Below are 21,362 nucleotides of genomic sequence, written 5' to 3'. Positions count from 1 at the left end.
CTCCGGTTCAAACCGTATTTTTGAGCCATGAAAAGGTCGTGGCTGTTTTCGCTTCTCTTCCTGTCGGGCATTAGCGTGTCGGCACAGGACTGGATCGTCACTTCCAACGCCGACAGTTCGCTCGTCATCGGGCGCGACAAGCGCTACGATCTGTTGGTGGCCAAGCAACGCCGACTCAACATCACCCGCCAGACCGTAACCGGTTACCGGGTACAGATCTATTTCGGTTCGAACCGCCCAAAAGCTTCGGAAGTCAAGATCGATTTCACGTCCCGCTACCCGGACGTCCCGGCCTACCTTTCCTATCAGCAGCCGAACTACAAGGTCCGGGTCGGCGATTTCCGCTCCCGCCTCGAAGCGCAGCAGTTTCTCGGAAAGATCGAAGGCCAGTATCCGACGATGTTCATCGTGCCGGACGAGGTACGGCTGCCGGGATTGAAATAATCAGTCACTGTTCTTCACGCACCACCATAAAAAAACGCCCCGGTTACCGGGGCGTTTTCTATTGCTGTATGTTCAGATGGATCAGGCCAGCGTACGCTTGACCGCCACCTGCTCGTAACCTTCGATGATGTCGCCCACGCGGATGTCGTTAAAGTTCTGGACGCTCAGACCGCATTCGTAGCCGGCCGATACATCCTTCACATCGTCCTTGAAACGCTTGAGCGAGCCGAGTTCGCCGCTGTACTGTACGATACCGTCGCGGACCACCCGCACCTTGGTGTTGCGGGAGATCTTGCCGTCGAGCACCATACAACCGGCCACCGTACCGACTTTCGGGATCTTGAAGATCTCGCGGATCTCGATGTTGCCGACGATTTTCTCCTGGTACTCCGGCGCCAGCATGCCTTCCATGGCCTGCTTGAGTTCGTTGATCGCGTCGTAGATGATCGAGTAAAGACGGATCTCGATCTCTTCGTTCTCGGCGAGTTTACGCGCGCTGGTGGAAGGACGGACCTGGAAGCCGATGATGATCGCGTTCGAGGCCGAGGCGAGCAGTACGTCGGATTCCGAGATCTGACCCACCGACTTGTGGATCACGTTCACCTGTACTTCCTGCGTGGAAAGTTTCAGGATGGCGTCGGTGAGCGCTTCGATCGAACCGTCCACGTCGCCCTTGATGATCACGTTCAGCTCCTTGAAGTTGCCGATCGCCAGACGACGACCGATCTCGTCGAGGGTGATGTGCTTGTGGGTACGGATGCCCTGCTCACGCTGCAACTGGAGTCGCTTGTTGGCGATGTCGCGCGCTTCGCGTTCGTCTTCCATGACCACGAACACGTCGCCGGCTTGCGGAGCGCCCGTCATACCGAGCACCTGCGCGGGAGCCGAAGGACCGGCTTCTTTCGACCGGAAGCCGCGTTCGTTGAAGAGGGCTTTCACGCGGCCGCTGTAGCAACCCGCGAGCAGGATGTCGCCGACACGCAGGGTGCCGCCTTGTACGAGTACCGTCATCACGTAACCGCGGCCCTTGTCGAGCGAGGATTCGATGACCGTACCGTTCGCGCGGCGGTCCGGGTTGGCTTTCAGGTCGAGGAGTTCGGCTTCCAGCAACACTTTCTCGAGCAGCTTGTCGACGTTCAGGCCTTTCTTGGCGCTGATCTCCTGACACTGGTATTTACCGCCCCAGTCTTCCACGAGGATGTTCATCTTGGCAAGTTGTTCCTTGATGCGCTCGGGGTTGGCTTCGGGCTTATCGATCTTGTTAATGGCGAACACCATCGGTACCCCCGCCGCCTGGGCGTGGTTGATGGCTTCCACCGTCTGTGGCATGACGCTGTCATCCGCCGAAACGACGATGATGGCGACGTCGGTGACCTTGGCGCCGCGTGCGCGCATGGCCGTAAAGGCTTCGTGACCCGGCGTATCGAGGAAGGTGATCTTCTTGCCGTTCTCGAGCTGTACTTCGTAAGCGCCGATGTGCTGGGTGATGCCACCCGCTTCTCCCGCGATCACGTTCGCCTTGCGGACGTAGTCGAGCAGGGAGGTCTTACCGTGGTCGACGTGACCCATCACGGTGACGATCGGGCTGCGCGGCTTGAGGTCGTCGGCGCTGTCTTCTTCCACTTTCACGGAGTCCTGTACGTCGGCGGAGACGAACTCGACTTTGAAGCCGAATTCTTCCGCGACCACGCTCAGGGTTTCCGCGTCGAGGCGTTGGTTGATCGAAACGAACAGACCGAGCGACATACAGGTCGAGATGATCTCGGTGACCGTGACGTTCATCAGCTTGGCCAGTTCATTCGCCGTAACGAATTCGGTGACCTTGATGATCTTCTGGCCCTGTTCGAGTGATTCCAGTTCGCGCTCTTCCGCACGCTCTTCGCGCTTGGCACGTCGGATCTTGGAAGCCTTCGATTTTCCGCCACCGCTCAGGCGGGCCAGGGTAGCTTTGATCTTGTCCTGGATCTCCTTGTCGCTGATCTCGGTTTTCTCGCCCGGCTTGCGGGCTTTCTGCTGTTGGGCATTGCGGTCCGTAGAGCCCGCGCCGCGTTGCTTGTCCTGCGGAACAGGTGTGCCGCCGCCTTTGCGTTCGGTACGCTTGCGTTTTTTCTTCTCGCCGTCGGAAGACGCGGCCGGCTTGCGGCGCGTTTCAGTCGGCAGTTCGATCTTACCCAGTACGGTCGGACCGGTCAGGTTGGCGAACTGTACTCGGTGAACTTCGGAGTCGGCGTCCTTGGCCGGCGTCTCGGGAGTAGCGGGCGGTGTCGCAACGGGTGCTGCAGGTGCCGCGGGCGTGACCGGTGTTTCGGCAGCTACAGCAGGAGCCGGACTTACCGGTGCTTCCGGAACCACAGGAGTTTCGGCAACCGGTGTCGGAGTCGGGATAGGAGCGGGAGCCGGAACTTCAGCCGGTGCGGCTGCTTCCGGTTCGTCGGTTTTCTTCTTACGGCTGGTGGTCTTCTTCGGTGCCTTGGTTTCAGCTTCGATATCGATCTTGCCCAAAACCTTCGGGCCGTCGACCTTTTCGGCCTTGGCTTTGATGACCTCTTCTTCGGCAGGAGTTTCTTCCTTGGCTTTCTTGGCTTTTGCGGCAGGTTTGACGTCCGCTTCCGGCTTGGCTTCCGGTTCGGCCTTCTTCTTCTTCGGTGTCTCGGTCGGCGCACCGGTTGCACCGGCTACGTTCTTGATCAGAATCTCACGCGACTCATCTTCCTTGCGGGAAGCAGGCTTCTTCTGATCCTGGGCGTCCAGCACCACAGCGCCTTCGCGCTTGACTTTGGACTGAGCCAATTGCTGGGCTTCTTCCTTCAGGGACTTATCATGCTGGAATTCCTTCAACAGCAAGGCATATGCCTCCCCGGGCAACTTGGTGTTCGGGTTGCTTTCAACCTGGATGCCTTTCTTGGTCAGGAAGTCCACGATGTGGTCCATGCTCAGGTTGAATTCCCTGACCGCTTTGCTGAGTCGGATCGTTTTTTCTGCTTCTGCCATAGCGAAATACTGACGGGGGTGTTTTTATTGCTTGCCCCCGTTCCCGCGACGGGGGTTAATTGGAGATGAACGTTCTCATCGCGCGTTCCATTACTCGAATTCCGCGCGGAGGATGCGGATGACCTCGCGGATCGTCTCTTCCTCCAGGTCGGTACGTGCAACCAGATCGTCGATCGGGAGATCGAGTACGCTCTTGGCCGTATCGCAACCGATCGCCTTGAGTTCGTCGATGATCCACGGTTCGATCTCGTCGGTGAATTCGTCGAGGTCCACGTCTTCCGAGTCTTCCTCCGACTCACGGAATACGTCGATCTCAAAGCCGGTCAGACGGCCGGCCAGTTTGATATTGTTACCGCCCTTGCCGATCGCCAGGGAAATCTGGTCCGGCTTGAGGAACACCGAAGCGCGCTTCTTCTCGTCGTCCAGCTTGATCGAAGAGATCTTGGCCGGCGACAAGGCGCGGGAGATGAAGAGCGGAATGTTGTTCGTATAGTTGATGACGTCGATGTTCTCGTTCCGCAACTCACGTACGATGCCGTGGATGCGCGAACCTTTCATACCGACGCAGGCGCCCACCGGATCGATGCGGTCGTCGTAGCTTTCAACGGCCACCTTGGCGCGCTCGCCCGGCTCGCGCACGATCTTCTTGATCGTGATGAGCCCGTCGAATACTTCCGGTACTTCGAGTTCGAACAGTTTTTCGAGGAAGAGGGGAGAGGTGCGCGACAACACGATCTTCGGCGTACCGTTTATCATCTCCACACGCAAGACCACGGCGCGCACGGCGTCGCCCTTTTTGAAAAAGTCGGCCGGGATCTGTTCCGACTTCGGCAGGATCAACTCGTTGCCGTCGTCGTCCATCACCAGCATTTCTTTTTTCCAGACCTGGTACACTTCGCCGGTGATGATCTCACCCACGCGGTTCTTGTACTTCTGGAAGATGCTCTCTTTTTCGAGTTCCTGCACCCGGGCCATCAGGTTCTGACGGGCGGCCAGCACGGCGCGACGACCGAAGTCGGTGAAACGGACTTTTTCCGACACTTCTTCGCCCACTTCGAAGTCGGGCTCGATCAGGATCGCTTCCGAGTACTCGATCTGGGTCGAAGGATCTTCCACCGCGCCGTCGTCCACGATCAGGCGGTTACGGAAAGCCTCGAGATCTCCTTTGTCAGTGTTGATCACGATATCGAAGTTGTCGGCCGTACCGTACTTCTTCTTCAGCATGTTCTTGAACACGTCCTCGAGAATGCTCATCATGCTCGCGCGGTCGATGTTCTTCAAGTCCTTGAACTCGGAGAAGGCTTCTACCAGTTCAGAGTGCTCGTTGCGGGTCAGTGTCTTTTTCATGACGCGTTAACGCAGTTGGTCGAAATTAAAGATAACTCGTGTTTCCTTGATCTGTTCAAACGGCAGACGCACCGACTCGTGCGTGATCTGCTTTCGTCCGTTCACCTTGCGGGCGATCTCGCGGTCAAGCTCGATGCCCAGGTCGTCGGCCGACACCAGCGTGCCGGTGTGCTTCAGACCATCGAAGGTGATCACGTTCACCCGCCGGCCGATCCGCTTGTGGTACTGGGGCAGCACTTTCAGCGGCTCATCCATGCCGGGTGAGCTGACTTCCAATTCATGTTGCTCGAACACCGGGGTGCCGTCGAAGGCCGATTGCAAATGCCGGGAAACGGCAACGCAATCTTCGATTCCGACTCCTTTTGGATGGTCCAGGTACACCGTCACTTTGTTCGGGGAAACCTTGACTTCCACCAGGAAGAGCGGACTGCCGGCGATCTTTTCCTGGGTCAACCGGGCGATCTCGTCGTGCAGAGTCATGATTATCAACAAAAAAGGGCCCCCGAGGGACCCCCTTTACGTTTGGAAGTTGACTGCAAATGTACGCAAAATCTTCTGATAATGAAAACAAAAGCCCCCGGATGCGCTTTAACTTAGTGCCTCCCAATGTCCCGCAGGACACTTTCCTAAATGGCTGAAAAAAGCCAAATTTTCGATGTTTTTAAAAAGTCGCCCGACAAGGAACGGGTGCTGATCCTGGGCGGTGGTTTCGCGGGCATCGAAACGGCGCTCCGGCTCGATACCCGAAGGTTCGAAGTCCTCCTGTTGGACCGACACAACTATTTCACCTTCCAGCCTTTGCTCTATCAGGTCGCCACGGGCGGACTGGAACCCGATTCGATCGCGTATCCTTTGCGGCAGATCGTTCGCCGGAACAGGGGTGTGCTGTTTCGCGTGGCGGAGATCGAATCCCTGGATCCGATCGCCAGACAAGTGGTGACGTCCATCGGGACCTTACCCTACGACCATGCCGTGATCGCGACCGGCTCGATGACGAACTTTTTCGGGGATCAACAACTGCAACAGCATGCCCTGTCGTTGAAACAGGTGCGCGACGCGCTCGACATGCGCAGTTTCATCCTGCAGAATTTCGAAGAAGCGCTGCTCGAAAAAGACCCTGCACAGCGAGCCAGTCGCATGAACTTCGTCATCGTCGGCGCCGGACCCACCGGCGTCGAGATCGCAGGCGCACTGGCCGAACTGAAGCGGCATGTCCTGCCGCACGATTACCCCGAACTCGATTTTGCAGACATGCACATCACGCTCGTCGAGTCCTCCGAACACGTGCTGAACGGCATGAGCGACAAGACCTACGCCAATGCGCGCGCGCAACTGGAAGCCCTGGGCGTGCAACTCCGTCTCGGCGTTCGCTTGTCGTCCTACGATGGGATGGTCGCGAAACTCAACGACGGTACCGAAATCCGTACGAGCGCGTTGCTCTGGACCGCCGGTGTCAAGGGTGCGGTGATCGCCGGCATCCCCGAGCAGGGTTTGGAACGCGGTAACCGCATCCGCGTCGACTCGTTCAATCGCGTGGCCGGTGCGGATGGTCTGTACGCGATCGGCGACGTGGCGGCGATGACGGAAGGCGGCAGTGCTCCGCATCCGATGCTGGGTCCCGTGGCCATGCAGCAGGGAAAGCTGCTCGCGAAAAATCTCAACCGTCCGAAAGGTCAGGCCTGGCAGCCGTTCGTGTACAAAGACCGGGGCACCATGGCCACCATCGGCCGCAGCAAGGCGGTCGCGGAACTGGCCGGCGGCATTCGCCTTAAAGGCTTCCCGGCCTGGATGGCCTGGCTGTTCATCCACCTCGTGCTGCTCGTCGGCTTCCGCAACCGTGTGGTGGTTTTCTTCAACTGGATCTGGAACTACTTTTCCTACGACCGGGCGATCCGGTTGATCATACGACCGTACAAAGGCCGAACGAACAATAGTTGAAAAACATCGGAGAGTGCTGCGTCAGTTTCGCTTCCGCAGATCCAGCATGTAATACAGGTTCACCGTAACCCCATTGTTGTACTGAAACACATTCTTACCGTTCACTTCCCTTCCCAGTTGCAGCAATTGCTGCAGGAATCCCGCCTCGACGCGGAACGATGAACGTGACTGAAAGCCGATCAAACCCGCGAGGCGGTTCTGATCGAACACGTTTTCTTTCACGTTCTTGCCAAAGCCGATGAAGAGTTCGTCGTAGGTGGCGATGTAGAAATGGCCCTGGCCGTCGCCGGGCTTGCAGATCGGATGTTGTAAGCGAACCTGATAGCGAATGCGCCCGAGCAGGTCGAAGCCTTCCTCCTTCGTGGACGCGGCACTGGCATACCGTCCCAGCCAGCGTTCTTCCAGCATCCAGCGTTGGGAGATCGACAAGCGCTTTACTTCGTCTTGCAGCACGATGGCCTGGAACAGGCGGTGCTCGGTGAACTGCTTTCCAAAACCATTCAGCGGGATGTCACCGTAGGGAAAGGTCTCGATCCAACCGTAACCCAGGCGCGCTGTCACGCGCGGATGCAACTGCACATGATACCCGATCCGCAACAGGCTCTGTTGCCAGTTGGAGATCCATTCCTCCCGCCGCCATTGGTACTCCGCCTGGATGCTGCTCTTGTCGGAAAGGCGAAACGTGAGAAAAGTGTTGTACCAGCCGATGCTGTGCGCTGTCCGGATGCGATTGGTCGCCGCCTGCGAAACGATGCTGGTCGCTACTTGAAACAGCAGCACGAACCACACGATCCTGTTAGACCGTGCGCGGGTTGAAAGGAATCGTCCTTCGGAAAGCATGGGCATATTCGCGTAAGTTAAAAGGAAATTACGCAGGGAAGGAAGGTCAACGAATAATCAGTGGTGCTCCAACAGACCGCACCCGAAAGGAATTAGCGGGCAGACGTCTTCCACTCCTCGAACGACTTCAGCAAAGCCGACAGGAAAACATTCGACGGTTGCGCGCCTGATACGGCTTCGTCCAGTCCGATCTCCCGTGCCAGTTGAAAAACACTGCTCACTCACACTGTTTCTCAAACTTACACTGGATTTTCTTTGTGGGGAGATTTAAGTGCAAGACTAAGAAACAGTGTGGGTGAGCAGTGAAATAAATCTAATCTCACACCTTCCCCGCATCCAGGCGCCACATCAACCACACCGACCCCCAGGTACTGGTAAATGTTCAGGTGGCTCGCCGGCTTGGGCAGTTCCGGATCGAGCTGGAAGCTGTGCCACTCCACTTCGATCTGTCCGGCATTTGCGAACTGTGCCATCGCCTGCTCGAAATGCCGTTTGCCGATGTAGCAGAACGGACATTGCACGTCCGACCAGATCTCCACTTTTATTTTCGTTTCCATAGCCGATTGCTTCCTGGGTGGTAACGGAGGGGTCCTTTTCTATTCGCGTAAAGAGGATTTTCAGTAAGGACAACCAAAATCATTTCAGTTGAAAAACAGAATTTCAAAAGGAGTATGCCATCTCAGGATTTCAAACGGCTCGTTCAATCTATCTATGAAAGTTACACGTTAGTTCTTGTTCCGTTATTCGAACAGCATAGTATCAGAAAACTTTATTTCAGACAGGTTTTTTGCCAAACGTTCTGTACATTTTTGTTTATTCTAACTCCCTATCCGATACGCTTTGGACAAAGTGAAACACGCTTGAAATAGGGATGTGGGAGGATCTTCCGACTAGCGGCTTTTATGTCTGTAAATTGTATATTCTGTACCGGGTAAAAACCGAAACTCCCCTTTATTGTAAAATAGCGGGATTGGGAAATCCCCATACCCGAAATCGCAAGCGGGTATGGGTGATTGGTAAGCTAACTGGTCGTTCAGGTAGATGTAAAATTCTTCACGGTTTCTGATCACTTCAAGCACAACAGGTTTGCCTTTGTCAGTCGAATAAGTCGCAACTTGTTTGTAGTTTCCGATATCTTGATATTCCATCTTTTTCTTTCCGTTCCAGCAATTCCATCCACCGCAAACAAAGTTGTCTGCATAAGGAATTCGCTTGTCAAAGACCTGGAGGGTGTTATCGCTCCTCACAATCAGGGCGATGTGCTGCGCGTCCTTGCATTCGCCACTCCCGTCGAGCCAGAACTGAAACTCCAGTCCAAAGCCGTACGGTGCATCGGTCTTTTCAGACACGAATTCTATCGGAATCCGCATTCTGAAAAGGGAGGAATTGGCAATGATGCTTGAATGTTCTTCGCGATCGAAAAAAGTATACATGTGCATGTAACTCAGTCCTGATTTTTTATGCACAACGACAGGCACTTCACCTTCTTTCGCGTTCTTGTTGACCGATAGTGCTGAATTTTTGACAACGGACATTCTCTTAGCGGGTTCCACATAGCTAAAAAGAATGGAGTTATAGGTTGACGGGATGGCTTCCGGGTTTTTCGGTTCCATCGTCTTGCCTCCGTGTTCTCCATATAGCCCACCAAGCAGTACTTTCTGAGCATCTGCTATATGGTAATCGTTGCCTAAAGGGAAGCCACTGGGTTTAATCGGGATGGCGATTCCTCCGGTTGGTTCCTGCGCAAGGGACAGGTCGCTGTTAAACTGGGTGACTGCCCTGAACACAGCAGGTATGATTACTTTGCCCTGAGCGTCTTTAAAACCATACATGCCCGTCAACGGATCCTTGAAAGATAGCGGCGTTTGGGCAACAGCGGCGACAACTCTGAAAAGCAAGAGGGTGATGGAGAGAATTTTTTTCATAACAGCAACGGGCTCTCGTGTAATGGGGATGGATGTAAATATATGGAATCCGATATTCTGGGGATAGGATGCGTTCCACCTCGACGGTGCCTGGTCGTATCATCGACCATAGAGAGTACAACAAGACGAGGTGGTTAAACCGGTAGAAATAACGACTCGCGACTGCCCGTACGAATAAGTTGATACGATCCGTCGGGGATCAGGAGATCGTACCGCCGTTCTCCACCGCTTTCGTCGGTTGCAGGAACGCCAGTTCTCCTTTCGCGTTCTCGGCCATCAGGATCATGCCCTGCGATTCGATGCCCTTGATCTTGCGCGGCTCAAGGTTCACGAGGATGGTCACCTGCTGCCCCACGATCTTTTCCGGATCGTAGTGTGCGGCAATGCCGGAAACCACCGTACGCTGATCGATGCCGGTGTCCACGGTCAGCTTCAGCAGCTTCTCCGTCTTCGGAACGCGCTCCGCGGCGAGAATGGTACCGATGCGGATGTCCATCTTTTGGAAGTCATCGAAGGAGGTCGGCGCTTTCTGCGGACTCACGGCCGGTGCCGCTGCACTGGCGGCTTCATTCGCCGCCTTGCTGGCCTGCAGACGTGCTACCTGCGTTTCGATGGCGGGGTCTTCGATCTTCTCGAACAAAAGGCCGGCTTCGCCGAGTTGGTGACCAACAGGCAACAGAGTCTCGTCCCAGGCAGCCGTCCATTTCGCATGCACGAGGTTCAGCATGCCGTGCAGTTTCTCACTGGTAAACGGCAGGAAGGGCTCCATCAGACGCGCGAGGGCGGCCGTGATGCGCAGGGAGACGTGCAGAATGGTTTCCACACGTTGCGGATCGGTCGCCTGCTTCTTCCAGGGTTCGTTGTCGGCCAGGTACTTGTTGCCGAGTCGCGCGAGGTTCATCAGCTCGAACAGGGCTTCCCGGAATTTGTAGCGACGGATGAGATCGCCCAGTTTGCCCGGCGCTGCCTGAATGGCTTCGAGGCAGGCGCGGTCTTCATCGCTGAGCGCGTGCGCGGCAGGAACTTTTCCGTTGTAATACTTGGCCGTCAGCACCAGCGTGCGGTTCACGAAGTTGCCGAGGATGGCGACCAGCTCGCTGTTGTTGCGTGCCTGGAAATCTTTCCAGGTGAAATCGTTGTCTTTCGTCTCCGGCGCCGTGGCACAAAGCGCGTAGCGCAGCACGTCCTGTTTGCCGGGGAAGTCCTGCAGATACTCGTGCAGCCACACCGCCCAGTTGCGGGAGGTGGAGATCTTGTCGCCTTCGAGGTTCAGGAACTCATTGGCCGGAACGTTCTCCGGCAATACATAACCACCATGCGCGTGCAGCATGGCCGGGAAGATGATGCAATGGAAAACGATGTTGTCCTTGCCGATGAAATGCACGAGCCGCGCGTCTTTCGACTTCCAGTACTTTTCCCAACCGTTCGCGTCACCGCGCTGGCGGAAGAGCGCCTTTGTCGCGGAGATGTAGCCGATCGGCGCGTCGAACCAGACGTACAGCACTTTGCCTTTGCTGTCGGGCAGCGGAACGGGAACGCCCCAGTCGAGGTCGCGGGTCACCGCGCGCGGTTGCAGCCCCTGGTCGAGCCAGGACTTGCACTGACCGAATACGTTCGGCTTCCAGTCGTCGCGGTGGCCGTCGATCCATTTTTCCAGCCATTCGCGCTGGTAGCGGTCGAGGGGCAGGTACCAGTGTTTGGTCTGACGCAACACCGGCGGCTTGCCGCTGAGCTGCGAATGCGGGTTGATCAGCTCACGGGGCGAAAGGCTCTTGCCGCATTTCTCGCACTGGTCACCGTAGGCATTGGTGTTGCCGCAATTCGGACAGGTGCCGGTGATGTAACGGTCGGCCAGGAAGAGGCCGGCTTCTTCGTCGTAGTATTGTTCGCTCGACTCCTCGGTGAATTCGCCTTTCCCGAAAAGTGTTTTGAAAAAATCCGAAGCCGTCTCGTGGTGAATAGGAGACGAGGTACGGTCGTAGATATCGAACGAAATGCCGAAATCGGCAAAGCTCTGCCGGATGATGCCGTGGTACTTGTCCACCACCTGTTGCGGCGAGACGCCTTCCTTCCGCGCACGCAGGGTGATCGGTACGCCGTGCTCGTCGGACCCGCAGATGAACACCACATCCTCGCCCATGGCCCGCAGGTAACGCACATACACGTCGGCAGGCAAATAAGCCCCCGCCAGGTGCCCGATGTGAACAGGACCATTGGCATAGGGCAGGGCGGCGGTGATGAGGTGGTGGGGCATGGAGCGGAGCGGTGGGTGAGAGGGAACTATTAACTAGTAACTGGTAACTAGTAACTAGTAACTAGTAACTAGTAATTAGTAATTAGTAATTAGTGGTTGGTAATTAGAAACTTGCAATTAGTAACTGGTTTTATTGGTTCTTTCTGGTGGCAGGATTTAGGATCAGGTTTCGATTTTGGCTTTCAGCATTCCAGAAGAATGAGTGAGACGATCTTATTTTAATTTCTAGTAACTAGTTACTAGTTACTAGTTACCAGTTACTAGTTACTCGTCCCTCGTCCCTCGTCCCTCCCTCCTCGGTCTCGGTCACGCGCCTCGCAACTCTACCACGTCCCTCGCCCCACGTCCCTCGCCCCTCTCCCTCACTTTCCCTACTTTCTGCAACCAATTATCCCCCCAAATTCCCGAATTTCGCGCCGCAAAGATACAAGAATGACCCGACCCCCCTTCCTACAGGCAGGAGATACTGTCGCCATCGTCGCGACGGCCCGAAAAGTGAGTAAAGCGGAGATGCGTCCCGCCATCAGCATCCTCGAATCCTGGGGACTGAAGGTGCAGGCCGGTAAGAACCTGTACAAGGACGACCGGCAGTTCGCCGGAACCGACGAAGACCGCGCCGGTGACTTGCAACGAGCCCTCAACAACAAGAACGTACGGGCGGTCTTCTTCGCCCGCGGCGGCTACGGATCGGTGCGGATCATCGACAGCATCGACTGGAAAAAGTTCAACAAGGACCCCAAGTGGCTGATCGGGTTCTCCGACATCACCGTCATTCACAACCACGTACACCGGCACAGCTCCGTCGAAACCCTGCATGCGCCCATGTGCCTCAACCTGCCCAAGCTGAGCGCACAGTGCCTGCAGGTGCTGAAGGACGCGCTCTTCGGACAACGCCTGCGTTACTCCAGTTCGAAGCAACAACCCGCCCTCGAGAAGCTCAACCGCAAGGGCAAGTCCAGCGGCGTGCTTACGGGTGGCAACCTCTCGATCCTTTATTCGCTGATGGGCTCCGCTTCCGATGCGGATACCAATGGCAAGATCCTCTTCCTCGAGGACCTTGACGAATACCTCTACCACATCGACCGCATGATGATGAACCTCAAGCGGAACGGCAAGCTCGCCGGACTCAAAGGACTCATCGTCGGCGGCATGACGGAGATGAAGGACAATCCCACACCCTTTGGCCGCACAGCGGAGGAGATCATCGCCGAAGCAGTGGCGGAGTACGACTACCCGGTTGTGTACGGTTTCCCGGCCGGTCACATCCCCAACAACTACCCGCTCATCTTCGGGCGGGAGGTCACGCTCAACGTGACGGAAAAAATGGAACTCACCTTCCAGGCATGAGCGGAGCCAACTCGCAGCGGGAGAAGGAACTGGCGGAGGTAGGAGAGAAGATCGCCAGCGAACACCTTCGGTCGAAAGGCCATACGATCCTCAATCGGCGCTTCCGGTACGATCGTGCGGAGGTCGACATCGTCTCCGAAAGCGGCGGCATGCTGGTTTTCACCGAAGTCAAGACCCGCGAGAGCAGTTACCTCACCGAACCGATCCAGTTGGTACCGCTCAAGAAGCAACGCCAGCTTATCAAAGCGGCCGACGGTTACCTGAAAGAGCGCAACGAGGAACGGCCGAGCCGTTTCGACATCATCATCATCGTGCACAACACAGAGTACACGCGGATCGATCACATCGAAGACGCGTTTTACCCGACAATTTGATTTTCAGCGCTTTTCGGGGCCCCTCGCGGGGATTCCGTATCTTTGCAGCTTCATCTTCAAATTCATGCGAAATTCAAGGGGTTCCGGACAGGACAGGGGGAAAGGTACACGCGGCGCGTCCCGCAATTCATCGCCAAGAAGTGGCGGCAAAGGACGTCCGGCTGCCCGGGCAACTGCACGTCCCGCACCCCGGCCGAAGTATTTCGAAGATGATCCCAACAAGAACGATCGTCCGAGTTTTCATGCCGATGGCCGCAAGCGTCGTCAGCGCAACGTGAAGGAAGAGGAAGCACCGGCTCCCCGCAGCCGCTCGGAACGCCCCGCTTCCCGCGAGCGTTTTTCCGAATCGCGTGAACGCTCCTCCGCTCCACGCGGTCGTTCTTCAGAATCGCGCGAACGTTCCTCCGGTCCGCGTGGCCGATCGGATGAATCGCGCGAGCGTTCTTCCGCACCCCGCGGCCGTTCGTCCGAATCCCGCGAACGCTCTTCCGGCCCGCGTGGTCGTACCGGCGAATCGCGTGAGCGTGCCTCCGGTCCACGCGGTCGTTCCACCGAGTCGCGTGAGCGCGCACCCGGTTCCCGTAGCCGTTTTCCCGAATCGCGGGAACGTTCCTCCGGCCCGCGCGGTCGTTCCTCCGAATCGCGTGAGCGTTCGTTCAGTCCGCGCGAGCGCGACGACGAGCGTGGCGGTTTTTCACGACGCGAGGGCGGCAGCTCGCCCCGGGAATTCGGCGCGAAGAAATTCGCCAAGAAGAAATTTGAAAAGAAGAGATCGCCTGCCGGTCGCTTCGCTCCCCAGCGTTCCAAGTTCGCGGAACCGAAGGAGGACGACGGTCGCGTACGCCTCAACAAGTTCATCGCCAACTGCGGCATCTGTTCCCGCCGCGAAGCGGACGAGCTGATCTCCGCCGGCGTCATCACCGTGAACGGTGAAGTGGTGACCGAGCTCGGTACCAAGGTCGGCCTCACCGATACCATCAAATACAACAACCAGGTGCTGCGCGGCGAACGCCCCGTGTACCTGCTCCTCAACAAACCGAAGGATTATATCACCACCGTCGATGATCCGGGCAAGCGGCATACGGTGATGGAACTCATCGCCAACGCCTGCAAGGAACGCGTCTATCCCGTCGGTCGCCTCGACCGGAACACCACAGGCGTACTCCTCTTTACGAACGACGGTGAACTCGCCCGCCGCCTCATGCACCCGAGCTTCGAAGTGCAGAAGGTGTACCAGGTCGAACTCGACAAGAACCTCAGCCCGGAAGATTTCGAAAAGATCTCGAAGGGCCTGACCCTCGAAGACGGCCCGATCAAGGTCGACGATATCGCTTATACGGGCGAAGGACGCGACCGCAAAGTGATCGGGGTCGAACTGCACAGCGGCCGCAACCGCATCGTGCGCCGCATCTTCGAACACCTGCACTACGAAGTCCAGAAACTCGACCGCACCGTCTTCGCCGGCCTGACCAAAAAGGACCTGCCCCGCGGTCGCTGGCGCTTCCTTACGCCGCTCGAAGTGGCCAACCTGCACATGCAGGTCGGACGCAAGTACGCGGAAGACTGATCGTAAATTTTATCGGAGTACGTCGATCCCCAATATCCGGGAGATCTCCTGCTTCACCCGTTCGAGGTGCTGGTGGCGTTCCAGCAGCGCGGTGAAGTCTTCGCCGTTCGTGTGCGCTTCTTTGAGTCGCTGACGGCTTTCTTCCAGCAGGCGCATCACTTTCTTGTTCTTGAGGTGGTACACCGACTGTTCCACCTGCTGCCGCAGCAGATTTTCTTCCAGCGGCACCTCGATCTGGTGCATGATGGCCCAGTTGTCGCTGAGCGTGTAACGCGGACTCAGCAGTTCCACCAGCACTTCCCGAACCGGCGCGTCCGATTCCTGGATGAGGCGGTCCACATCGGGTGAAGCATCGGGATTCGCCTTGGCGGATTCGACGTACAGACGCAGTAAACGGTTGTACACCGGATGTTCGAACTCGATCCCGTCGTGGGCGATCTCTTCCACGATGAAACGGCTCACACTGACGTGATGGACCTGTTGCACGTAATGCCCCGGCCGCTCCGGGTCTTCGATGTCCTCTTTGAATTCGATCGCCTTTTCGCCGTACTGCACGAGCAGGCGGATGATGTGCTGCTCCTGCGCTTCGGTCGAAAGGTCGTCCGCCGGTGTCTGTGGCGGCGCGATCGTAACCGTCAACAGCTCGTCGATTTCCGGTGCGCCGGTCTCTTTCTTCAGTTGGTTCCGGCGGATCTTGTTCAGCTCCGAAACGAGGATGTTCTCCTGGATGTCGAGCAAGGCGCTGCACTGCTTGGTATAGGTCGAACGCAGGATCGGATCGGGAATGTGACCGATCGTTTCCACCACGTCGCGGATGAGCCCGGCTTTGCGTACCGGGTCGTTTTTCACGTCGTCGAGCAGCAGGCCGGTCTTGAACAGGACGAAATCCTTGGCGTTCGCTTCGATGAAATCGACCGTCGAGCTGCTGCCGTGCTTCCGCGTATAGGAGTCGGGATCGTCGCCGTCAGGAAAGAGGACGACCTTCACGTTCAGTCCTTCTTCGAGGATCAGATCGATCCCGCGCAGCGAGGCCTTGATGCCCGCCGCGTCGCCGTCGTACAGGACGGTGATGTTCTTCGTATAACGACCGATCAGCCGGATCTGCTCGCTGGTGAGCGAGGTGCCGCTGCTGGCCACTACGTTCTCGATGCCCGCCTGGTGGAGCGAGATCACGTCGGTATAGCCTTCGACGAGGTAGCAGTTGTCGAGCTGCACGATCGCCTTCTTGGCGAAGTAGATCCCGTAGAGCGATTTGCTCTTGTGGTAGATCTCCGACTCGGGCGAGTTGAGGTACTTGGCGGTCTTGTCGTCCTTCTTCAGCACGCGCCCGCCGAAACCGATCACCCGACCGCTCAGGTTGTGGATCGGGAACATGACGCGCCCGCGGAAGCGGTCGAACAGCTTGCCGTTGTCCTTGCGGATGCACAGCCCGGTCTTTTCGAGGTACTCTTCCTTGTACCCTTCCTTCACCGCGCGCTCCGCGAACGCGCTCCAGTCGGAGCGGCTGAAGCCGAGTTGGAAGGTCTTGATCGTTTCTTCGGAGAATCCGCGCTCACGGAAGTAGGACATGCCGATGGCACGGCCTTCCTCGTCCTCGAACAACTGCTCGGAAAAGACGCGCTGCGCGTAGCTGTTGAGGATGTAGAGGCTTTCCCGTTCGTCGCGCAGTTGCGCTTCCTGCGGGTCGGGCGCGGTTTCTTCGATCTCGATGTTGTAGCGCTTGGCCAGGTACCGCAGGGCTTCCGGGTAGCTGTAGTGCTCGTGCTCCATCACGAAGTTCACCGCGTCGCCGCCCTTGCCGCAGCCGAAACACTTGTAGATGTTGCGGACCGGGTTGACGTTGAACGAAGGGGTTTTCTCGTTGTGGAACGGGCAAAGGCCGAGCAGGTTCGTGCCACGCTTTTTAAGCTGGACGAAATCGCCGACCACCTCATCGATGCGGACGGCGTCAAGGATCCGGTCGATGGTCTCGCGCGCGATCATAGCTGCGCCAGTCGTTTGAAACGCGTTTTCTGCTGTTTTCTGGGAACCGCGGTCACCAGGAACGCGGCGATGCGGTTGTAATAGTCCGCCCCGCCCAGTTCGTCGATGTTCTGGTGCCCCGCCTTGCGTATCAAAAGTAAGTCTTTTTTCGGAGCGGCGGAGGAGTCGAAAACGGCCAGGGATTCGGTCGGGAAGACCAGCTCGTCCTCGCTGCCGGTCACGACCAGGGTGGGAGTTTTCACCACGCTGGCGAGCAGGGGCAGGTCCATGGCTTCGACGGGGTGGCCCAGCAATTGTTCCGTTTTCCGGTGGAAAACAGGGTACCAAAGGGGTTTCAGCCGTCCCCACTTCGCGTAGGCATAGCGGGCCAGGTAGTTCTCGAGGTTGGCGAACGGGCTCTGCAACACGAGCGCGTCGGCGCGTCCGTCGACCACCGCCGACTGCAACACGATGGCCGAACCGATCCCGTAGCCCATCAGGCAGATGTGCTTCGTCTCCGTTCGTCGCAGCAGGGCGTCGGTCACGTGCTTGAGGTCTTCCACCGCGATCATGCCGGGCGAGAAGATCTTTCCTTCGCTCTCGCCGTGCGCGCGCAGGTCGAACACCGCCACGTGTAGGCCGCGGTCGTGGAACTGTTTCACCGCGTCGAGCAGCCGCAGCTTGCTGTCGTTGAGGTCGTGGACCAACAGCAAGGTATTCGCAGCCGTGTCCCCACAGGGCACATACCAGCCGTGCAGGACGATGCTGTCGCTGGTGTAGATGCGCAGTTGTTCGTACGCCAGTCCCAGTTCGCCGGGATTGAAGAGCGGCGCGGCCAGCGGCAGGGTGTCGGCTTGTTGGTTGACACGATGCGCCGTTTCGGTTTCGTAAATGACGAAAAGGGAATCGACACGCTTGGGCAGGATGAAATCCGGCTGCACGAACGAAGGCGACAGGGCAAGAAAGGCCGCGCCGAGTAACAGCAGCGTTGACAGCAGGTAGTACGACTTGCGCAGGTTCATCAGAGCGGGCGTTCGGTGGTGTAACGAACGAGGCTGCGGAGCGAATCGCGGTAGGCGTTGGCCGGAAAGGTGTCGAGCAGGCGGAAGGCTTCCTCCTGATAATGGTACATGCGTTCGGTGGCATAGGTGATGCCGCCGGAGCTTTCCACGAAGCGGATGACTTCGCGTACCTTCTTGTTGTCCGTGTTGTGGTTCTTGATGATGTGGATGATCCGCTTCTTGTCGGCCTGTGAGGCCTTCGACAGCGCGTGGATCAGCGGCAGGGTCATCTTGCTTTCCTTGATGTCGATGCCGGTCGGTTTGCCGATGACGCCTTCGGGACCGTAGTCGAAGAGGTCGTCCTTGATCTGGAAGGCGATGCCGATCAGTTCGCCGAAGCGGTGCATCTGCTGCACGGTCTCGTCGCTCGCCCCGGCCGAGGAAGCCCCGCAGGCGCAGCAGGCGGCGATGAGCGAAGCCGTCTTGCGGCGGATGATCTCGTAGTAGATGTCCTCGGTGATGTCGAGCCGCCTGGCCTTTTCGATCTGCAGCAGCTCGCCCTCGCTCATCACCTTCACGGCCTCGGAGACCAGCTCGAGCAGGCGGAAGTCCTTGTTGCCGATCGACAACAGCAAGCCCTTGCTCAGCAGGTAGTCGCCCACCAGCACCGCGATCTTGTTCTTCCACAGCGCGTTCAGGCTGAAGAAGCCCCGGCGCTCGTTGGAATCGTCGACCACGTCGTCGTGGACGAGCGTGGCCGTGTGCAGCAGCTCGATGAGCGTGGCGGCGCGGTGGCTGGTATCACCCACCGGTCCGTGCAGTCCGGCCGAGAGGAACACGAACATCGGCCGCATCTGCTTGCCCTTGCGCTTGACGATGTAGTGCGTGATGCGGTCGAGCAGCGGCACCGGACTCTTCATCGACTCCCGGAACTTCCGTTCGAACTCCTCCATCACCGGCGCGATCGGCGCCTTTATTTCGTCCAGTTTTTGGGACATAGCAGGCGGCAAAGGTACGGATTGGCGGTTTGCTTCTTAGCGAATAGCGAATAGCGAACAGCGAATAGTTTTTTTAGTGAACAGTAAGTAGCGAATAGCGAATAGCGATTAGCGAATAGTTTTTGGTAACAGCCAGAGCCGAAACCGCATCCATTTTCTCGCTCCTCGCTCCTCGCTCCTCGCATCTAACCCTCGGTCTCGTCCCTCGTCCCTCGTCCCTCCTTCCTCGGTCTCGGTCTCGTTCCTCGCAACTCTACTTCGTCCCTCGTCCCTCGTCCCTCGTCCCTCCTTCCTCGGTCTCGGTCTCGTTCCTCGCAACTCTATCTCGTCCCTCACTCCACCACCACCCGCTCAACCTCCCGCCACTCCCCATTCCCGATGATGACGAAGAACGTGCCGCTGCCGATGGTGGCGCGGTCGAGGAAGGTGTCGGGTTGGAGGGCTTGGGTGGGGAGGATCGTGCGGCCGAGGAGGTCGAGTACGGTGTAGGTGTAGCCCTGGGTGCGCACGTGTGCGCGGAGGTACACGCGCTCACGCGCGGGCACGGGGTAGCAGTCGAAGCGGTTGTTGCGTGTGGTTGAAGTCGCGGAGGCGACGGAGGTGAGGATGTCGCAATCCGTCACGGCGCTGCCGCCGAGGCGGAGGGTGAAGCCGGTGCTGCTGGTGGAGAAGTTGTTCAGCAGGAGGTAGTAGGTCTCGCCGGCGTTCACGTTGAGGATGGGGCAGAAGGGGTTACCCGGTCCGGCCGGCACGGAGAATGAGGTGCCGCTGGTATCGAGGCCGGTTTCGCCGCTGGGTCCGGTGGAGCTGCTGCCGTTGCAGGCCATGGGCGGCAGGTTGTTGTTGAACGCGCTGCAAAAGCCAGGGGCGTTGTCCTGCCAGAGCAGCCAGTCGTAGTCGGGGTAGAAGCCCGTGGCCACCGAGTCGGGGAAGATCTTGAACCAGAACGTACCCGAGCTCAGGAAGCGCCAGGTGAACCAGTGCGACTGGAACTCCGAGATATCGCAGAAGTTGGCGAAGGCGTCCTGGTTGGAGCCGGGGCCGTAGGCGTTGCCTTCGACGCGGGTGGTCTCGCAGATCGGCGTGGCCACGCGGCAGTCGGCATGCGACTCCACCGCGCAAAGCTCAAAGGTGCCCGTGCCGCTGCCGGCCGCTTTCCAGAGACGGATGAAGAGTGTATCGCCGGGCGGGAAGTCGCTGCGATCGACCACGGCCATGAAGCCGGCGGCGTCATCGTCGTCGCATTCGAGCAGGACGGGCGCGGTACAGGGACCGGCGTACACGGCCATGCCCGCGTCGGTGATGCTGCCCTCGCGGGTGGTGAAGCTGATGGCGCCCGATGGCGGCACGATCACCGCGTACCACACATCCGGCGATCCCGGAAACGCGCAGGGCGCGAGCCCGCCGTTGGCCGGGTCCGATTGATACAGCGCCCCGGCCGTGTTCACCGTCACAAAGCTGCACGTATCCTCCGCCACCGGCAGCAGGGGAGCGTTGCAGGGCGTGTCGCTCTGGGCGGAGGCGGGGAGGGAGGCGAGGAGTAGAACGGAAATGGCGAGCAGGCTACGCATGGGGGGTTTTTTACTAAGGTAGAGAAATTGACTGCCAATCAGCGAGCGATGGTCCATGGGGAATAATCGAAACCGTTGTGCACGTTGGAAGCAACGGATAACTACCTGGTTCGGCAATACTGCAGTATTTTGGAAGCAAAGCGGGCTGCTACGATGATTGTAATGTATTTATAATCAAGACAGTACTAAAATTCAACATGATACATTTTGTATAATCTTATACATTTTGTATATTCGTATTGGATGGGAAATATCAAGTTTTAAGGTATGAGAGTCAGGCTCCTGGATCAGGAAGGGAAGGAAGTTGATGCAGAAATTCGGGAAAACAACAAGGGGACACGCCTGCCATCCCTTCAGGAAGGTTGGCGCTTCAACTTCCCAAAACATGCGAAGGCGAAGGGTGCCCGGACCTATGTGCTGGTGACCCACGCGTCGCCGGAGGAGATCGAAGGATGCCTGATCTACAAGATGCTGAACGAGACCGAGCCCTACATGGCGTTCATCGAGCTTGCTCCGCATAACCGGGGCAAAGGCAAACGATACGACCGGGTTGCCGGATGCCTGATCGCGTTTGCCTGCCGCTTGAGTTTTATCCTGGGAGAGGGGCCTTATAAGGGATGGCTGGCCTTCGATGTGCAGGAGCCCGACAAGAAAGAGGAGATCCAATTAATGGCGCATTATTGCACCCAATACAAAGCGAAGCGATTGGCCGGCACGACCACCCTGGTGATCAGCCCGGAAGACGGAGAGGCATTGATAGACCGGTACCTGCGGTGATCGCGATCGGATAGCCTGATACAACC

The 21,362-nt window shown here is 57.7% G+C and carries 17 protein-coding genes; 6 read left to right on the top strand and 11 right to left on the bottom strand.

Translation table 11 applies throughout. The features are described from left to right. Nucleotides 1–27: 27 nt before the first annotated feature. Nucleotides 28–444 carry an SPOR domain-containing protein gene (locus tag IPJ96_14480; protein MBK7911522.1) on the top strand — a complete coding sequence of 139 codons (417 nt, stop codon included), beginning with the start codon at nt 28–30 and terminating at the stop codon, nt 442–444. Between the two features lie 81 nt (nt 445–525). Here the strand turns inward: IPJ96_14480 and infB are convergent, their stop codons facing one another. The 3 genes from infB to IPJ96_14465 all read right to left on the bottom strand — a co-directional run bounded on the left by infB (nt 526) and on the right by IPJ96_14465 (nt 5,262). Then, the gene (gene infB, locus IPJ96_14475; GenBank protein ID MBK7911521.1) at nt 526–3,435 is read right to left on the bottom strand and encodes a translation initiation factor IF-2; all 2,910 of its coding nucleotides are present in this window, start codon (nt 3,433–3,435) and stop codon (nt 526–528) included. A gap of 90 nt (nt 3,436–3,525) precedes the next feature. After that, entirely contained in the window at nt 3,526–4,782 is a 1,257-nt protein-coding gene (nusA, locus tag IPJ96_14470) for a transcription termination/antitermination protein NusA (GenBank protein ID MBK7911520.1), read from the bottom strand. A gap of 6 nt (nt 4,783–4,788) precedes the next feature. After that, nucleotides 4,789–5,262: a ribosome assembly cofactor RimP gene (locus IPJ96_14465; protein ID MBK7911519.1), complete on the bottom strand. Its 474-nt coding sequence runs from the start codon at nt 5,260–5,262 to the stop codon at nt 4,789–4,791. 150 nt (nt 5,263–5,412) lie between these two features. On the opposite strand from IPJ96_14465, the gene IPJ96_14460 reads away from it, so the two are divergent. After that, the gene (locus IPJ96_14460) at nt 5,413–6,720 is read left to right on the top strand and encodes an NAD(P)/FAD-dependent oxidoreductase (GenBank protein MBK7911518.1); all 1,308 of its coding nucleotides are present in this window, start codon (nt 5,413–5,415) and stop codon (nt 6,718–6,720) included. Between the two features lie 21 nt (nt 6,721–6,741). On the opposite strand, the gene IPJ96_14455 is transcribed toward IPJ96_14460, so the two are convergent. The 4 genes from IPJ96_14455 to metG form a co-directional block, all read right to left on the bottom strand. Then, entirely contained in the window at nt 6,742–7,560 is an 819-nt protein-coding gene (locus IPJ96_14455) for a DUF2490 domain-containing protein (GenBank protein MBK7911517.1), read from the bottom strand. A 239-nt stretch (nt 7,561–7,799) separates the two neighbouring features. After that, the gene (locus IPJ96_14450) at nt 7,800–8,105 is read right to left on the bottom strand and encodes a DsbA family protein (GenBank protein MBK7911516.1); all 306 of its coding nucleotides are present in this window, start codon (nt 8,103–8,105) and stop codon (nt 7,800–7,802) included. Nucleotides 8,106–8,450: 345 nt separating this feature from the next. Further along, nucleotides 8,451–9,485, bottom strand: coding sequence for a WG repeat-containing protein (locus IPJ96_14445; protein MBK7911515.1), 1,035 nt, complete (start codon nt 9,483–9,485; stop codon nt 8,451–8,453). A 199-nt stretch (nt 9,486–9,684) separates the two neighbouring features. Continuing rightward, entirely contained in the window at nt 9,685–11,739 is a 2,055-nt protein-coding gene (gene metG / locus IPJ96_14440) for a methionine--tRNA ligase (GenBank protein MBK7911514.1), read from the bottom strand. 432 nt (nt 11,740–12,171) lie between these two features. Here metG and IPJ96_14435 point away from each other — a divergent pair, with 432 nt between their 5' ends. The 3 genes from IPJ96_14435 to IPJ96_14425 all read left to right on the top strand — a co-directional run bounded on the left by IPJ96_14435 (nt 12,172) and on the right by IPJ96_14425 (nt 15,027). Next, entirely contained in the window at nt 12,172–13,086 is a 915-nt protein-coding gene (locus IPJ96_14435) for an LD-carboxypeptidase (GenBank protein ID MBK7911513.1), read from the top strand. Continuing rightward, a complete protein-coding gene (locus IPJ96_14430) occupies nt 13,083–13,460 on the top strand; it encodes a YraN family protein (GenBank protein ID MBK7911512.1) in 378 nt (125 codons plus the stop codon). The genes IPJ96_14435 and IPJ96_14430 overlap by 4 nt, the downstream gene beginning before the upstream one ends. A gap of 64 nt (nt 13,461–13,524) precedes the next feature. Continuing rightward, nucleotides 13,525–15,027, top strand: a complete 1,503-nt coding sequence (locus tag IPJ96_14425) for a pseudouridine synthase (protein ID MBK7911511.1) — start codon at nt 13,525–13,527, stop codon at nt 15,025–15,027. A 9-nt stretch (nt 15,028–15,036) separates the two neighbouring features. Here IPJ96_14425 and IPJ96_14420 read toward each other — a convergent pair whose 3' ends face one another. The 4 genes from IPJ96_14420 to IPJ96_14405 form a co-directional block, all read right to left on the bottom strand. Continuing rightward, nucleotides 15,037–17,010: a DNA primase gene (locus IPJ96_14420; protein MBK7911510.1), complete on the bottom strand. Its 1,974-nt coding sequence runs from the start codon at nt 17,008–17,010 to the stop codon at nt 15,037–15,039. Continuing rightward, nucleotides 17,007–18,011, bottom strand: coding sequence for an alpha/beta fold hydrolase (locus tag IPJ96_14415; GenBank protein MBK7911509.1), 1,005 nt, complete (start codon nt 18,009–18,011; stop codon nt 17,007–17,009). The genes IPJ96_14420 and IPJ96_14415 overlap by 4 nt, the downstream gene beginning before the upstream one ends. Next, on the bottom strand, nt 18,011–18,988 hold the full coding sequence (locus IPJ96_14410; GenBank protein ID MBK7911508.1) for a polyprenyl synthetase family protein: 978 nt from the start codon (nt 18,986–18,988) through the stop codon (nt 18,011–18,013). Before IPJ96_14410 ends, IPJ96_14415 begins: the two co-directional genes overlap by 1 nt. 332 nt (nt 18,989–19,320) lie before the next feature. Then, nucleotides 19,321–20,559 carry a T9SS type A sorting domain-containing protein gene (locus tag IPJ96_14405; protein MBK7911507.1) on the bottom strand — a complete coding sequence of 413 codons (1,239 nt, stop codon included), beginning with the start codon at nt 20,557–20,559 and terminating at the stop codon, nt 19,321–19,323. A 267-nt stretch (nt 20,560–20,826) separates the two neighbouring features. On the opposite strand from IPJ96_14405, the gene IPJ96_14400 reads away from it, so the two are divergent. Next, nucleotides 20,827–21,336 carry a hypothetical protein gene (locus tag IPJ96_14400; GenBank protein MBK7911506.1) on the top strand — a complete coding sequence of 170 codons (510 nt, stop codon included), beginning with the start codon at nt 20,827–20,829 and terminating at the stop codon, nt 21,334–21,336. The last annotated feature ends 26 nt before the right edge of the window (nt 21,337–21,362 follow it).

This window comes from Bacteroidota bacterium (genome assembly GCA_016713765.1).
Taxonomy (GTDB): Bacteria; Bacteroidota; Bacteroidia; order AKYH767-A; family 2013-40CM-41-45; genus Pollutiaquabacter; species Pollutiaquabacter aromativorans.
The sequence above is the reverse complement of the archived record's forward strand: the minus strand, read 5'-3'. Positions and strand labels throughout refer to the sequence as shown.